This is a genomic window from Clostridium felsineum DSM 794, assembly GCF_002006355.2.
Classification (GTDB): domain Bacteria; phylum Bacillota; class Clostridia; order Clostridiales; family Clostridiaceae; genus Clostridium_S; species Clostridium_S felsineum.
Genome location: NZ_CP096980.1, coordinates 4,677,270 through 4,694,560 on the forward strand (window position 1 = coordinate 4,677,270; position 17,291 = coordinate 4,694,560).

At 34.5% G+C, this 17,291-nt stretch carries 9 protein-coding genes, 3 tRNA genes and 3 rRNA genes; 2 read left to right on the top strand and 13 right to left on the bottom strand.

Going from position 1 to position 17,291, the window contains the following annotated elements; translation table 11 throughout:
- Position 1 precedes the first annotated feature (1 nt).
- The 3 genes from pfkB to CLFE_RS21665 form a co-directional block, all read right to left on the bottom strand.
- Positions 2-931 carry a 1-phosphofructokinase gene (pfkB, locus tag CLFE_RS21655; RefSeq protein WP_077835274.1) on the bottom strand — a complete coding sequence of 310 codons (930 nt, stop codon included), beginning with the start codon at positions 929-931 and terminating at the stop codon, positions 2-4.
- A gap of 14 nt (positions 932-945) precedes the next feature.
- Positions 946-1,710 (bottom strand): DeoR/GlpR family DNA-binding transcription regulator, encoded by a 765-nt coding sequence (locus tag CLFE_RS21660; RefSeq protein ID WP_077895464.1) that lies wholly within the window; start codon positions 1,708-1,710, stop codon positions 946-948.
- 369 nt (positions 1,711-2,079) lie between these two features.
- Positions 2,080-3,792 (bottom strand): methyl-accepting chemotaxis protein, encoded by a 1,713-nt coding sequence (locus CLFE_RS21665; RefSeq protein WP_077895465.1) that lies wholly within the window; start codon positions 3,790-3,792, stop codon positions 2,080-2,082.
- A gap of 508 nt (positions 3,793-4,300) precedes the next feature.
- On the opposite strand from CLFE_RS21665, the gene CLFE_RS21670 reads away from it, so the two are divergent.
- Complete coding sequence (locus CLFE_RS21670) at positions 4,301-4,591, top strand: putative quinol monooxygenase (protein WP_077835271.1); 291 nt, start codon at positions 4,301-4,303, stop codon at positions 4,589-4,591.
- A 259-nt stretch (positions 4,592-4,850) separates the two neighbouring features.
- Complete coding sequence (locus CLFE_RS21675) at positions 4,851-6,056, top strand: IS256 family transposase (RefSeq protein ID WP_169851002.1); 1,206 nt, start codon at positions 4,851-4,853, stop codon at positions 6,054-6,056.
- Positions 6,057-6,226: 170 nt separating this feature from the next.
- On the opposite strand, the gene CLFE_RS21680 is transcribed toward CLFE_RS21675, so the two are convergent.
- The 10 genes from CLFE_RS21680 to CLFE_RS21725 form a co-directional block, all read right to left on the bottom strand.
- Positions 6,227-7,525, bottom strand: coding sequence for a TldD/PmbA family protein (locus CLFE_RS21680; RefSeq protein WP_077895573.1), 1,299 nt, complete (start codon positions 7,523-7,525; stop codon positions 6,227-6,229).
- Positions 7,525-8,952 (bottom strand): TldD/PmbA family protein, encoded by a 1,428-nt coding sequence (locus CLFE_RS21685; protein WP_077895574.1) that lies wholly within the window; start codon positions 8,950-8,952, stop codon positions 7,525-7,527. The genes CLFE_RS21680 and CLFE_RS21685 overlap by 1 nt, the downstream gene beginning before the upstream one ends.
- Positions 8,953-9,039: 87 nt before the next feature.
- Positions 9,040-9,115 (bottom strand) — tRNA-Phe (locus CLFE_RS21690).
- A gap of 7 nt (positions 9,116-9,122) precedes the next feature.
- A 5S ribosomal RNA gene (rrf, locus tag CLFE_RS21695) occupies positions 9,123-9,239 on the bottom strand.
- 70 nt (positions 9,240-9,309) lie between these two features.
- Positions 9,310-12,214 (bottom strand): 23S ribosomal RNA (locus CLFE_RS21700).
- Between the two features lie 94 nt (positions 12,215-12,308).
- Positions 12,309-12,385 (bottom strand) — tRNA-Ile (locus tag CLFE_RS21705).
- A gap of 5 nt (positions 12,386-12,390) precedes the next feature.
- A tRNA-Ala gene (locus CLFE_RS21710) sits at positions 12,391-12,466 on the bottom strand.
- Between the two features lie 92 nt (positions 12,467-12,558).
- A 16S ribosomal RNA gene (locus tag CLFE_RS21715) occupies positions 12,559-14,064 on the bottom strand.
- The 16S, 23S and 5S rRNA genes sit together here with 3 tRNA genes alongside, the layout of an rRNA operon.
- Before the next feature lie 454 nt (positions 14,065-14,518).
- The gene (locus CLFE_RS21720) at positions 14,519-16,423 is read right to left on the bottom strand and encodes an ABC transporter permease (RefSeq protein WP_077894453.1); all 1,905 of its coding nucleotides are present in this window, start codon (positions 16,421-16,423) and stop codon (positions 14,519-14,521) included.
- A complete protein-coding gene (locus CLFE_RS21725; protein ID WP_077894454.1) occupies positions 16,410-17,180 on the bottom strand; it encodes an ABC transporter ATP-binding protein in 771 nt (256 codons plus the stop codon). Before CLFE_RS21725 ends, CLFE_RS21720 begins: the two co-directional genes overlap by 14 nt.
- Positions 17,181-17,291: the final 111 nt, after the last annotated feature.

Sequence of the window (17,291 nt, forward strand, 5' to 3'; positions counted from 1 at the left end):
CCTATACCTCCTCAACTTCTACTCTCTTTAATAATTCTTGAACATCTTCTAAGCTGCATGCTTCTGTTCCCTCAGTTGATACTGATGCTGCTCCACATGCGATAGAAAATCTTAAAATTTCCATTTCATTAAGACCATTTATTATTCCATATACAAATGCTGCTACCATAGAATCTCCTGCACCTACAGTGCTTTTAACTGGCACTACCAAGCCTTTAGCATAATATGCTTTATCCTTAGTTACAAATAGTGCTCCCTTAGACCCTAATGATATTAAAACATTTGAAACACCTTTAGCAATTACTTCCTTTGCTCCTTCTATAATGTCATCATTGTTTTTGAACTTTTTACCCAATAGAAGTTCAAATTCCATGTCATTAGGTTTTATAATATACGGTTTTTCTTTTATGCCTTCACTTAAAAGCTCTCCCTCTGCATCTAAAATCACAAATGCACCATTATCCTTAGCTATTTTAGTTAAAGTTCCATATATATTTTTTTCAATTCCTGGAGCTACTCCTCCTGATAATACAACAATATCATCTTTATTACACATAGCTTTGAATTTATTTATAAATACTTCAAGTTCATCATGACTTATATTAGGCCCAGCTTCATTTATATCTGTATAAACCTTATTTAAATCATCAACAACTTTAGTATTAGTTCTAGTATCTCCATTTATAGTTATAAATTCATTATTTATTTTTCTTTTTTCTAGTTCTTCTTTAAAACTGCTTTCCCACATGCCACCAATAAAACCAGTACATTTTGATTCTACGTTAAAGTTTTTTAATACCTTTGATACATTTATACCTTTACCGCCAATATCATATCTTATACTACCTACTCTATTGACAACTCCTACATTAAAATCATCAATATTTAGAGTTTTATCCATAGCCGGATTCAATGTTACTGTTATTACCATGATTTCACCTCCAATTACGTAATTATTACTTCTACCCCTATCTTATTAAATTCATTTATTTCTTCACTTGACAGTTCTCCACTTGTAACAATTTGCGTAACCGCTTCTGATTTACAAATTACTGAGAAACTTATTTTTTCAAATTTAGAACTATCTGCAACAACTATTACTTTATTTGCGGAATCTATCATTGCCTTTTTGGTTTGAGCTTCCGTAAAATTTGGAGTTGTTATTCCCTCAATGGGCGTTATACCATTAGCTCCAATAAAAACCTTATCAACTCTAAAATTTTTAAGTATGTCCTCGCATAGCTTTCCAACCATTGCTCTAGTATTGGCTCTGAGAATTCCTCCTGCTACTATAAGCTCTATATTTTTTTCTTTTCTATTTAATAATTCTGATGCTATATCAATAGAATTTGTTATAACTGTTATATCTTCTGCTTCTATATTTTTTGCAATTTCAAGAGTCGTAGTTCCCGAATCTAAAATTATAGTATCTCCATTTTTAATCATTTTAGCCGCATATTTTGCAATAGCTAATTTTTCCACTTGTCTTTCATCTTTTTTATCTGTAAATGAAGGTTCAAAATTAGTTATATCTATTGGAACTGCGCCACCATGTGTTCTTGTTAGAATTCTTCTTTCTTCCATTTCTTTAAGATCTCTTCTTATTGTGGCCTCTGAAACATTAAAATAATTTGATATCTCATTTACTTTTATACTGCCTTCTTTATCTAAAATAGCTTTTATCTCTTTTTGTCTCTCTTCTGCAAACATATAAATCACCTTTCATATATTCGTTTACGAGCGTTTATGTCTATATTTGTTTGATTGATTATATTGTAAACGAATTCAAACATAATGTCAATATCTTTTCTCAAACTTTTTTAAAAAATAATTCACATATGAACACAAACGCTCAAGCTTTGTATTTTCAATTATTATATTATTCTTATATTTTGTTATTATAATATAAAAAAAGGTGATGTCTCAAAATGATTAAAATTAATCAAAATTTAATTATGAGAAATATTCTTTTTTTAAGCTATTAAATTGATTATAATTTTTTATATACTAATAAAGAGCTATTACAAAACTAATTTAGAGTTTTGCAATAGCTCCCTTACTAATTAGAGATATATTAAATTAAGCTTTTATAACTTTAAATTTAATTAAATCTCTATGCATTTTTTTAGTCATTACATTTAAATTTTCAGAAGTTTGTCCAACACTTTTGGCCGACAAGCTCATTTCTTCAGCTGAGGCTGCTATTTCTTCAGCAGCAGAAGCTATCTCTTCTGATACGGCAGAACTGTTTTCTATACTTGATACTATGCTCATTTTCTTTTCGTTAATGTTCATAGCAGACATATTTGCTATCTCTATCTTTGGTATTACTTCACCTATTTTTTGAATTATATTTTTAAAGGAACTTATAGTAACATTAATTATATTTGTCTGACCATCTAGCTCTTTGTTCATAAGATTTGAGCTATCTAGCATATTACCCATATTATTTACAATGTCCTTTATTAAAATGCCAATATTTTCAGAAGAAGCTTTTGATTGCTCTGCAAGAGTTCTTATCTCTTCTGCCACAACAGCAAATCCCTTTCCAGATTCTCCTGCCCTTTGAGCTTCTATCGCAGCATTTAAAGCTAAAAGGTTTGTCTGATCAGCAATGTTATTAATTAAGTCTGTTATTTCATTTATCCTGTTTACGTCTTGTTCTAAGGTAGATATCTTTGTTATAAATTCATTGAAGGAATCACTTAAGTTATCAACTGAAGATAAAAGTGTTTCCATGTTAGTTCCACTATTGTTAGCCAAATTAGTAATTCCTTTTGAATTATCATCAATACTATTTATAGACTCTACAACTTTATCTAATTCATGACTAAATTTATCTATTGCATTATTTATATCAAGTAAATTTTGAGATTGTTCTGATGTTCCCTTAGCAGTTTCCTGTATAGCTATTGAAACATTAGCAGAAGAAGAAGTCATTTCCTCTGCAACAGAAGCTAAATCATGAGATTTTGAATCTATATCATCAAACTTAGATTTTATATCATTTATCATATTTGAGATATTTATTATAGTTTTTTCCAAAGAGCTGCTCATTATGCCAAATTCGTTTTTAGGGCTACTATCCACTTTAACAGTGAAATCACAATTAGCAACTGATTCTAAATTCTCTATAATTTCTCTTGATGAACTTTTAATAATTTTTACAACTGCAGCACAAATAAAGGTTGATATGAAAATGGCAAACATCAATACTATAATAAAAGCTTCATTACTAGAAGAATATATTGAATCACTTGAATTCATAACCAATTGAGCTTTTTTAGTTTCATAATCTCTTAAAGTAGTAAGGGATTTATCTATTATATCACCAAGTTGTGCAAATCTATTTGCCTTGCTTTCTGTTATTTTCCCACCAGTCTTTAATGCAGAATTTAATTCTGCCCATAAATTCAAGTATTCTTCATAGTTAGAATTAAAAGCTCCTATATAAGTTTTTTCACTTGAATCTAAACCACTGCCTATGAAGTTCTCAAGATAAGTCTTTATACTATTATCATAATTTTTTATATTAGAGTCGTACTCAGAACTATAGCTTGTACTTCTTGCAGCATTAGTAGCATCAAGACGTATTTTTAAAAACTCTGATTTTATTCCACCGATATCAGAAATTGGCATTAAGTTTTGATTATACATACTTTTAACATTATTATTTATCTTCTGCATGTTATTGAAACCGAGAAAACCAACAATAGAAGTTAAAAGTATAGAAAATACACCCATAAATATAATTATATTTGATATTTTTACATTTTTTATTTTCCTAAACATTACTTCATCTCCCGTATTTTATATTGAATTTATACACAAAGAAATAACTATGCGTCTTTAAAATTCACATAAATTTCCACTCTCCTCGGAAAAATAAAATAGTAATCTAAAAATAAATCACCTAAAGTATAGTCCCCTTACACTACTAAATTCAATGTAAAATTATTTCATGCATTAGATATAGTTAGTTAATAATATCTAAGGTTACAACTATGAGTTTATTATATAAATTGATTTTAATATACAATGTTAGTTATAAAATGTGTTAAGTGGTCTGTTATACTATTTAAGCATTAATATGAGTTTCATTTCTATGTATTAAAATACAATATATTCCTTTATATTGTAATACAAAATAAGTATTGGTATCTAGCAATTGCTAACCTTAGGAAATAACTTAATCTATCTTAATTAAGTTGAAATTTGTAGCTTATAAGAAGTACAATTATATATGAGGTTTTATTACAATCTTGTATATGATTTTCTAAATGAGAAAGGATGATTTAATGTGGTAAAGGTAGTAGCGAAAAACTTTATTAAAGAAGAGAAAATAGAAGATTTTTTAAAGATATCAAAAGAATTAGTAGAACTTACAGTTACTCAGGACAAAGGATGTATAAAATATGAGATGTATCAAGATTTGAATGATAAAACAATTCTTACTATGATTGAAGAATGGGAAAGCATGGAGTTTTTACAAAAACACATGCAATCTAAACATTTTAAAAGATTAGTGCCTATGATGGGGGAATATTCTAAAAAGCAAGGAGAAACGAATATATACACAAAAGCAGTATAAAGGACTATGGCAAAATGATTAAAATTTAATGATAATATAAATTCCAATTCGTCATTAAATTGATATAATTTTTTGTGTACGATTTAGTTATTTTCATAATCTACTAAATAAAGAGCTATTGCAAAACTAGTTTTGCAATAGCTTCGAGCATGTGAAGAAAAGTCTGTAAATAAAAATAATAAGGCTTTCTATGGTAAAATAAAATCATAGGAGGCCTTTTATTATGGCAAGAAAAAAAGATATTTATAAGGTAAAACCAATGAATGAAGGAAAAAGAAATATTATATCAGCTCTTATAGACGAGTATGATATTCAGTCAGCTGAGGATATTCAGGAAGCTTTAAAAGATCTATTAGGTGGAACTATTCAATCTATGCTTGAAGGTGAAATGGACGAGCATTTAGGCTATGAACCATATGAACGAGCCGAAACTACAAACTCAAGAAATGGGAAAAAACAAAAAAGAATTCGAAGCAAATATGGTGAGATGAATATAGATGTACCACAGGATAGAGAAAGTTCTTTTGAACCTAAAATAGTACAAAAACACCAGAAAGATATTTCTGGTATAGAAGAAAAAATTATTTCTATGTATGCTAAAGGATTAAGTACCAGACAAATTTCAGAACAAATTGAAGATATATATGGGTTTGAAGTTAGTGAAGGAATGGTTTCAAATATAACCAATAAACTTCTTCCTGAAATAGAAGCATGGCAACATAGACCTTTATCTACAGTATATCCAATTGTTTTCATTGATGCAGTTCATTTTTCCGTAAGGGAAAATAACGTTATACGTAAGCTTGCAGCTTACATTATTCTTGGTATAAATAATGAAGGCAGAAAAGAAGTACTTTCTATAAATATTGGAGAAAATGAAAGCAGTAAATATTGGCTTAGTGCTCTCAATGAATTAAAAAATAGAGGTGTTCAAGATATCCTTATCCTTTGTGCAGATGGTCTTACAGGGATAAAGGAATCTATATCAGTAGCTTTTCCAAATACTGAATATCAACGTTGTATAGTTCATCAAGTAAGAAATACATTAAAGTATGTTTCTGATAAAGATAAAAAAGAATTTGCAAAAGATTTAAAAACTATATATCATGCACCTTCTGAGGAAATTGCATATAAGCAATTAGAAGAAATCACTGGAAAATGGGAAAAACATTATCCTAACTCAATGAAAAGCTGGAAATCAAATTGGGATGCTATTAGCCCTATTTTTAAGTTCTCTGCTGATGTAAGAAAAGTTATTTATACTACAAATGCAATCGAAAGTCTCAACAGCACATATCGTAGATTAAATAGACAAAGAACTGTATTTCCAAGCGATACATCACTTTTAAAAGCTTTATACCTTGCTACTTTTGAAGCTACAAAAAAATGGCGTTTGCCACTAAGAAATTGGGGTAAAGTGTACGGTGAATTATCCATTATGTATGAAGGACGACTTACTGAATAAAAAGCTTAATATGCCAAAAACGCCTGTTTTTAAAGGCGTTCTTGACATACATATTTTTAGAATGTATATTTAAAACAAGATAGAAAGTCACTTTTGACAATCTTGTCTTTTAAAACTTACCATAGAAAGTTATTTTACAGAAAGAATTTTACACTCTCATAGCTTCCCTTTTACTTTCCTGCTATAGTTATATTCTTCATTTCTATCGCCTTAGGTCCTATAAATCCATTTTCACTCTGCATTTCTTTTGACAAGAAGATATTATTCTGCACATCTTGTATATTTATATTTAGAGAACCTCCTGTAACAGGTATAGTTTTTTCACCATCAAAATACCATCCAAGTCTTATTTCTCCTCCAAAATCTCCTGTTGTTGAATCCATTTGAAAATCAGAGAAAGCTACGAGCTCTAAATATGGTTCCTTTTTCATTTCTTCTATACTCTTACTTCCGGTCTCTACAACAAAATTTTTAATTACTCCTGTGGGTTTGTTTTTCAAGTAATAGCTATGTCTTAAATCTCCATGATAATTTTTAAGTTTTCCATTTTCTAAGATTTGAGTCTTTGATAAAACAACTCCATCATCATCTATTGGTGATGAATATATAGAATTCTTTACACTAGGATCAAGAATTAAGTTTATTGAATCTCCCTTGATATTATCTCCTTGAATGGAATCTTCCATTTTAAAGGTAGATATTTTATTGTAAATATTATTAGCATTAGATTTATCTAAATAATAGCTTAAAACTTCTTTCACAGGACTTCCACTTAGTATGAGTTTATATTTTCCTGAATTAACTGTATTTTTAGCCTTAGCTCTTTCTTTAGCTAAAAATAGCATTTCACTAGCAGCTTTTGATATTGCTTCTGGATCATAATCTGAGAAAGTTAACATCTTATATAATTCAATCTCCTCATCTGTTTCCTTCCAAGATGTTATAAATTCAATCATACCTTCATAACTTTCATAGCTTAAATCTACCCCATAAGATGTAATTATTCTTTTATACTTTTTGTTTAAAAACATCTCAGCTGAATTAATTTCACCATTTTTTTCATTATCACTTTTATATAAAGCTTCTACTAATTTAGGCATCCAATCTGCTAATGTACCTTCTGAGAATTTACTTTCAACATTTTTAATTTCTGCTGTTTCCATTTTAGGAATATCATAATATGCATTTTTTACAAAACCAGCTGCAAAAATCCCATCTTCTATTATTTCATTAATCTCTTTATCATTCATAGTTGGATCTACATTAAATGTAGAACTTCCTCTATATTTAACCTCATTCTCCTCAAAATCTTTATATACAGTAACCTTATAATGATGTACTTCCTTACTTCTTGTCATATCTATATCTTTTTTAACAAAAAACGCTTCCTCTGAATTTATCTTTTCTTCTATAATCTTATAGTCATCAATACTTTTACTCTCTAATATTTCCTTTATTCTACTTACCATTATCCTAACCTCACTTTAGCTTTAATATATGGTCCACCACTTGAAACTTTTACTAGCTCTTTATATCCTTTTCCACAAGCTCCTCCACCTTCAAGCTGAACATTCTCAGAAACCATAGAAATTGATTTTAAAAGGTCAGGTACATAACCCGTTAACACTACTGGTGATACAATTTTTCCAGTTAATTTTCCATCTTCAATTTCTAATCCATAATTAAGCATACACTGGATGCCCCAATTCTTAGGATCCTCCATACCACTATAAGGACATTCTAGTAAATATCCCTTCTTTATTGAAGCTATCATATCTTCAATCTTATCTTTTCCTTCCGAAAAAAAGGTATTTGTCATTCTTGCATAAGTTTTTCTTTCAAATGAAAATCTCTTACCGTTACCTGTAGGTTTACTACCTAATCTCATAGCAGATAGAGTATCTGAAAGCCCTCTTTTTAATATTCCATTTTCTATTATTACCGTATCAGTTCCTATAACACCCTCATCATCAAATAAATATGACGATACATGGTTTGCACTTTTGGCTCCATCACGCATAGATACTAGTTTTGAAGCTACTGGTTTATCTATATATTCAACAGCTTTTGCTCTATTTTTTACAAACATATCCATTTCAACACCATGTCCAAAGGCTTCATGTGCAATTATTCCTGATACATCTGGAGAACATACAACTTCATACTCGCCTGGTTTTACTGGCTCAGCATCTAATAACCTAACAGCTATATCTGCTGTGTCTTTAACTTTACTCTCTACTTCATCTAATAATTCAGGTCCTTTTAATCCAGAACATGATGAATAGTTTACTCTTGTAATATTATCTTTTCTTGATAAAATTGTTATATATCCTTCGCTCCATATATATGATTGATATAAATCCTTATCATTTGAAATAAAAATTTTTGACACATGTACTTGATGAAATATAGCCTTTGCTTCAATTATAAAATCAGATATAGCTAAAGCTTTATCCTTCATCTTAGTGAGCCTTTCTATTATATATTGACTATTAGCCTTTTCTTTAGGTATTGCAATTTCCCCCAAAAAGCTATCTTGCATTTTTTCTTCTTTAATAACATCATATTGAGTTATTTCATAAGATTTTTTTAACTTATCTATTTGATCATTTACTCTATGTTTTATATTTTCTGCTAACCTATCTATATTATTTTCGTCCAACTCGTTAAAGGAATATTCAGAATAACCTATTCCATTGTATACCCTTACTACAAAACCTCTTTCATTCCAAAAAGAATCAGATACATCAATACCTGTCTTTTGCACTATGTATTTTTTACCATAAGAATCAGTGCCTAAAACAGATACATATTTAAAATCTTTATTTAATATTTGTATAAGTTTTTTTATGCTCTGTTTTTTTTCTACTAAAAATTCAGACATTTTAACCTTCATTATTTTTTCCCACCTTTAGCAAATTTTAAGTATATAAATTAATATATACTTAAAATAAAAAAAACTCAAGTATAAACTTGAGTTTTTTGGTGGCCGGACCAGGAATCGAACCAGGGACACGAGGATTTTCAGTCCTCTGCTCTACCGACTGAGCTATCCGGCCAAACATTACCCGGCGATGACCTACTCTCCCACAGAGCCTCCCCTGCAGTACCATTGGCGTTCTGGTTCTTAACCTTCGTGTTCGGTATGGGAACGGGTGTTACAACCATGCTATGATCACCGGATTTATTTAATTATAGAAAGTACTTTATACTTTCAAGATTGCATAGTAATTATTATATATTTACTTATTAATTGGTCAAGCCCTCGACCTATTAGTATCAGTCAGCTTAAAATGTTACCATTCTTACACCTCTGACCTATCACCTGTTGTTCTTACAGGGGTCTTACTAACTTATGTTATGGGAAATCTAATCTTGAGGTGGGCTTCACGCTTAGATGCCTTCAGCGTTTATCCCTTCCCGACATAGCTACCCAGCCGTGCCTTTGGCAAGACAACTGGTACACCAGAGGTCAGTCCATCCCGGTCCTCTCGTACTAAGGACAGCTCCTCTCAAATTTCCTTCGCCCGCGACGGATAGGGACCGAACTGTCTCACGACGTTCTGAACCCAGCTCGCGTGCCGCTTTAATGGGCGAACAGCCCAACCCTTGGGACCTACTTCAGCCCCAGGATGCGACGAGCCGACATCGAGGTGCCAAACCTCCCCGTCGATGTGGACTCTTGGGGGAGATCAGCCTGTTATCCCCGAGGTAGCTTTTATCCGTTGAGCGATGACCCTCCCACGAGGAGTCACCGGATCACTAAGCCCGACTTTCGTCTCTGCTCCACTTGTTTGTGTCGCAGTCAGGCTCCCTTCTGCCTTTGCACTCTACGCGCGGTTTCCAACCGCGCTGAGGGAACCTTTGGGCGCCTCCGTTACTTTTTAGGAGGCGACCGCCCCAGTCAAACTGCCCTCCTAGCTATGTCCCGTGACCAGTTTCATGGCCTCCGGTTAGAACCTCAGTACTGTCAGGGTGGTATCCCAAAGACGACTCCACAATTCCTGACGGAACTGCTTCCAAGTCTCCCACCTATTCTGTACAGACAATACCGAAATTCAATGCTAAGATACAGTAAAGCTCTACGGGGTCTTTCCGTCCAATCGCGGGTAGCAAGCATCTTCACTTGCACTACAATTTCGCCGGATTTGCTGTTGAGACAGTGCCCAAATCATTACGCCATTCGTGCGGGTCGGAACTTACCCGACAAGGAATTTCGCTACCTTAGGACCGTTATAGTTACGGCCGCCGTTTACTGGGGCTTAAGTTCATGCCTTCGCTTGCGCTAAGCATTCCCCTTAACCTTCCAGCACCGGGCAGGCGTCAGCTCCTATACTTCAGCTTTCGCTTTAGCAGAAACCTGTGTTTTTGATAAACAGTTGCTTGGGCCTATTCTCTGCGACCTACTCTCGTAGGCACCCCTTCTCCCGAAGTTACGGGGTCAATTTGCCGAGTTCCTTAACAGCAATTCTTCCGATGGTCTTAGGATTCTCTCCTCACCTACCTGTGTCGGTTTGCGGTACGGGCACAGAGCTCCTGGATAGAGACTTTTCTTGGCAGTATGAAATCAGATATTTCGGTAGTAAACTACCTCACCATTACACCCCAAGCTTAAGGAAGACGGATTTTCCTATCTTCCACTCTCAGTGCTTAGACGTACTTCCAATAACGTACGCATATCCTATCCTTCTGCGTCATCCCATTTCTCATAACGTTACTCTGCGGTATCGGAATATCAACCGATTGTCCATCACCTACGCCTTTCGGCCTCGGCTTAGGTCCCGACTTACCCTGGGCGGACGAACCTTCCCCAGGAAACCTTAGGTTTTCGACCACTAAGATTCTCACTTAGTTCTCGCTACTTATGCCAACATACTCTCTCCTGTACAGTCCACCGCTCCTTTCGGTACGACTTCAGCCCATACAGGATGCTCCTCTACCACTTGTACGAAGTACAAGTTCACAGCTTCGGTGTTAGATTTTAGCCCCGGACATTTTCGGCGCAGGATCTCTTGACTAGTGAGCTATTACGCACTCTTTTAATGAATGGCTGCTTCTGAGCCAACATCCTAGTTGTCTTAGAAATCCCACATCCTTTACCACTTAATCTATACTTTGGGACCTTAGCTGGTGATCTGGGCTGTTTCCCTTTTGACTACGGATCTTATCATTCGCAGTCTGACTACCATGATTCAAGTATCCAGCATTCGGAGTTTGATAGAGTTCGGTAACTGTTGTCAGCCCCTACCTCATTCAGTGCTCTACCTCCGGTACTCATTCATGGCGCTAGCCCTAAAGCTATTTCGAGGAGAACCAGCTATATCCGAGTTCGATTGGAATTTCTCCCCTATCCACAGCTCATCCCATGGTTTTTCAACACCATTGTGGTTCGGGCCTCCACGGAATTTTACTTCCGCTTCACCCTGGCCATGGATAGGTCACCCGGTTTCGGGTCTACAGCATGCAACTATGCGCCCTATTCAGACTTGGTTTCCCTTCGGCTTCGCACCTTAAGTGCTTAACCTTGCTGCATACCGTAACTCGTTGGCTCGTTCTACAAAAAGCACATCATCACACATTAACGTGTTTTGATCGGTTGTGGACACACGGTTTCAGGTTCTATTTCACTCCCCGTCTGGGGTTCTTTTCACCTTTCCCTCACGGTACTGCTTCACTATCGGTCACTAGGTAGTATTTAGCCTTGGGAGGTGGTCCTCCCAGCTTCCCACAAGGTTTCACGTGTCTCGTGGTACTCTGGTACAGATCGGGCTTTTTTCTCTTTTCACCTACAGGACTATTACCTTCTATGGTTTAACTTTCCAGAAATCTTCGGTTAAGATATAAAGCTTTAATGATCTGCCCGCAACCCCGGAAACAAGTTTCCGGTTTGGGCTCTTTCCGTTTCGCTCGCCGCTACTAAGGAAATCGATTTTTCTTTCTCTTCCTCCAGGTACTTAGATGTTTCAGTTCCCTGGGTTTACCTCTATATACCTATGAATTCAGTATATAGTTCATGGGGTTACCCATGAGAGTTTCCTCATTCGGAAATCTTCGGTTCACAGACTATTTGCGTCTACCCGAAGCTTATCGCAGCTTATCACGTCCTTCATCGGCTCCTAGTGCCAAGGCATTCACCATGCGCCCTTTGTAGCTTGACCTTAAATAAATATATTTAAATACAAACAACAAAGAATTAACTTTGCCTTGCTTTAGAGTATTACTCTTAATTACTATGCAATTTTCAAAGTACAATGGTGGGTTTAAATGGACTCGAACCATCGACCTCACGCTTATCAGGCGTGCGCTCTAACCAGCTGAGCTATAAACCCACGTATGGTGGAGAATAAGAGATTCGAACTCTTGACCCCCTGCGTGCAAGGCAGGTGCTCTCCCAGCTGAGCTAATCCCCCACATTATAGATATTATAGAGAGTTGAACTCTCAAAATTAAACAGAGAACAAAGAACCTTCATGGAAATTACATTTCCATGTCGACTCCTTAGAAAGGAGGTGATCCAGCCGCAGGTTCTCCTACGGCTACCTTGTTACGACTTCACCCCAATCATCAACCCCACCTTCGACCGCTGGTTCCAAAAGGTTACCTCACGGGCTTCGGGTGTTGCCGACTCTCATGGTGTGACGGGCGGTGTGTACAAGACCCGGGAACGTATTCACCGCGACATTCTGATTCGCGATTACTAGCAACTCCGGCTTCATGTAGGCGAGTTTCAGCCTACAATCCGAACTGGGATAGGGTTTTGAGTTTAGCTCCACCTTGCGGTATAGCATCTTTTTGTCCCTACCATTGTAGCACGTGTGTAGCCCTAGACATAAGGGGCATGATGATTTGACGTCATCCCCACCTTCCTCCCGGTTAACCCGGGCAGTCTCACTAGAGTGCTCAACTAAATGTTAGCAACTAATGATAAGGGTTGCGCTCGTTGCGGGACTTAACCCAACATCTCACGACACGAGCTGACGACAACCATGCACCACCTGTCATCCTGTCCCCGAAGGGACTTCATCCATTACGGACTAATTCAGGAGATGTCAAGTCTAGGTAAGGTTCTTCGCGTTGCTTCGAATTAAACCACATGCTCCGCTGCTTGTGCGGGTCCCCGTCAATTCCTTTGAGTTTTAATCTTGCGACCGTACTTCCCAGGCGGAATACTTATTGTGTTAACTGCGGCACAGAAGGAGTCGATACCTCCTACACCTAGTATTCATCGTTTACGGCGTGGACTACCAGGGTATCTAATCCTGTTTGCTCCCCACGCTTTCATGCCTCAGCGTCAGTTACAGTCCAGAAGGCCGCCTTCGCCACTGGTATTCTTCCTAATCTCTACGCATTTCACCGCTACACTAGGAATTCTGCCTTCCTCTCCTGCACTCCAGACATCCAGTTTGAAATGCAGCCCCCAAGTTAAGCCCGGGGATTTCACATCTCACTTAAATATCCGCCTACACATCCTTTACGCCCAGTAAATCCGGACAACGCTTGCCACCTACGTATTACCGCGGCTGCTGGCACGTAGTTAGCCGTGGCTTCCTCCTATGGTACCGTCATTATCGTCCCATAAGACAGAGTTTTACGATCCGAAGACCTTCATCACTCACGCGGCGTTGCTGCATCAGGGTTTCCCCCATTGTGCAATATTCCCCACTGCTGCCTCCCGTAGGAGTCTGGACCGTGTCTCAGTTCCAATGTGGCCGATCACCCTCTCAGGTCGGCTACGCATCGAAGCCTTGGTGAGCCGTTACCTCACCAACAAGCTAATGCGCCGCGGGTCCATCTCATAGCGAATAAATCCTTTGGCTCAGAAATCATGTGATTTCCGAGTATTATGCGGTATTAATCTTCCTTTCGGAAGGCTATTCCCCACTATGAGGCAGGTTACCCACGTGTTACTCACCCGTCCGCCGCTGGGAACCGAAGTTCCCCGCTCGACTTGCATGTGTTAAGCACGCCGCCAGCGTTCGTCCTGAGCCAGGATCAAACTCTCAATTTAAAAGTTTGATATAATACAGATGCTACTCCGTATTCCTTTAGCTCATCGCTAAATTTATTTAAATAGAATAAATTCTATTCAAAAGAATTGCTGGTTCTTTAATTCTCTGTTTAATTTTCAAAGTTCAATTGTCTGCTGTAATCATACAGCTTTTATATAATAACATTTTTGTTTCTTGTTGTCAACATTTTTTTATCAAATTTGTAAGTGATAAGTAATTTATCTGACAACGCTAATTATAATAACATGTTTTTTGACACGTTGCTAACTATAAGTTTTTATTTTATACGAAATAATTATATATTTCTACATTATACTCTTTATTGCTCTATTTTAAATACAATGATACTTTAGGGAAAGTTTATTATGGTTTTCATCTTAAATCTCCAAAATAGTTGTATAAATTTAACAAAAGTAAGTTCTTTATAATCTTTAGAACTTACTTTTTTATCTTTTATTCTTTAATATTTATCAAATAACTTTTTAGTGTTATAAAATAGTATATACTATAAATTAATAAATATGCTATCTCTATAATTACATATTCTTTCATTATTTTAAATTCAAGTAGTTTACTTATAGAAAATGATGCAGCATAGGTATTTAATGAAGCTATTAAAAATGGTGCTCCAAAAATAATAACAAGTTCTTTTATTACAGATTTTTTAACCTCATTCTCACTAATTCCAACTTTCCTTAGAATTATAAAATTTCCTTTATCCTCTCTTGATTCCATAAACATCTTAAAGTATATTATGCTTCCTGTGGCCATTACAAAAAGTATTCCTATAAATAGACCTATAAAAGCCAGCACCCCCATAAGCTTCATACCACTAGTATAATGTTCATAAAATGTTGCTAAGCTATTTTCTTTAGGCATCTTCTTTTGAAGTTCACCTACAAACTTTTCTGCTTTGAAATCATTTTTTAATATATACCCATTAACTTTAAAGAAACTTTCTTGGTTAGCTTCTTTTTTCATATTATTATAAGTAGAATCATTTACAACAATAATATCCTTATAATGATCTAATGCTATAAAATTTTTACTATCTACATACCTTACTGTAAAATTGTGATCCTTACCTGCAAATTTGAAATTAACATTTTTTCCAATTGCTTTTTTAGGATCTCCTGAGAAGTCTTGGACCTCAGAATAATAAACCTCATTATTTTTTAAATTTATATTCTTACTATCCCCTTCATCATTTTTTACTTTATTAAACTCACTCTGATTTATTACGAAAAAATTGACGTTTTGATTAACAAAAGGTACTCTGCCATTTACCACAATAAAATTTATATTCTCTTTAACTTTAATATCTATCTCTTTATGCTTTTTTACTATACTGTCAAAAAGCTTATTAGTACTATCATTGCCATTAATATATTCTACTGAAAGGGGACATAAATTTCTCGCATTTTCTACTGATTTAGAAAATCCCCCCCAACAAAATAAAAGAGCGCATAAAGCAATTGTAGTTGTTATTGTTATTACACTTAAACTTCCTACATTTCCTCTATATCTTTGATGCATTTGCGACACTGTTACAAGTCTAGCTCCTTTAAAAAGATATTTTTGATTTTTTTTCATCATCTCTATAATAACTGCTGTTACAGAAGTAAAAAATAATACAGTTCCTACTGAAATTAGAATTACTACCTTTGGTGCCAAAACTATGTTATATCCTAACTTTTTTATTGCTACGTAATAACCATATGACATACAGATAATTGCTACTACACTCATAACTATAGTTATAACTGATATCTTTAACCCTTTTTCTATTTTCTTTGCTGCATTAAACATATCTATTAGTTTGCTTTTACATATTATTAGGTAACTTTGTAAACTTATTAATGCAAATATTATAAAAAATACTATTAACGAAATTTTTACAGCTCTAATATCAAACTGAAATTCTGCTTTACCTGTAGTTTTCATAAGTGCAAACAAAAGCATTATAAAAAACTTATTAAAAATAGCTCCCAGAATGATTCCTGTAATTAAAGATGTAATCATTATTATAAGATTTTCACAAAAATTAAGCATAGCCACCTGACCTTTGGACATTCCAAGAAGCATGTAGGTTGCAAATTCTTTCTTTCTTGACTTAGTAAAAAATGAATTTGAGTACCAAATAAAAAACGCAGAAAATATTATTATCATAACAGTTCCCATATGAAATAGAAGTGCTACGGATTTTATATCTTCTAAACTCTTTTGTACACTCTTATTGTAACTTATAGCCATAAATATATATATTATAAAAACACTAAAGGAGGAACTTAAAAAGTAAGCCCAATAATTTCTGATGCTACTTTTCACATTATTTAACGCCATTTTACATAATGTCATCTGTATCCCCTCCAATAACTGAAAGTACTTTTAATATACTTTCATAAAAACTTTTTCTATCTCTATCACCCTTATATATCTCATTAAATAACTTTCCGTCTTTAATAAAAATAACTCGTTTACAATAAGATGCCGCAAAAGCGTCATGGGTTACCATTAAAATTGTAGCTTGATTCTTTTCATTTAAATATCTTAGAGAATTCAGAAGTTCTTTAGATGCCTTTGAATCCAATGCTCCCGTTGGTTCATCTGCTAAAACAAGTGACGGTTGAGTTATTATAGCTCTTGCTGCTGCCGCTCTTTGTTTTTGTCCTCCTGACACCTCATAGGTATGCTTATTTAATATTTCACTTATTCCAAGTTTTTTAGTTATGTCTATGAGTCTCTTTTCAATTTCATTGTATGGTACCTTTGCTAATGCAAGTGGTAATACTATATTCTCCTTAATAGTCATATTGTCTAGTAAATTGAAATCCTGAAATATAAAACCAAGTTTCTCTCTTCTAAACTTTGACAAACCAGGTTCTCTAAGCTTTACTATATCTTTACCATCAATAACTATCCTTCCTGAGGTTGGCTTATCAATAGTAGATATTACATTTAGAAATGTAGTTTTTCCAGAACCAGAAGGTCCCATTATTCCAACAAACTCTCCTTTTTCTACTTTTAAATCTATATCCTTAAGAACTGAATATTTAGTGCCTCCAAACTTAGAACCATATACTTTTCTTAATTTTTCTATACTTAAAACTTCCATTTTCCTACCTCCGTTAATCAAGGAATATTTTTAATTTAAATTCCTTTTTCTTATTTCCTATGTGTAAATTATACAAAAAAGCAAAATGTACAACCATTTTTCTGGCTTACA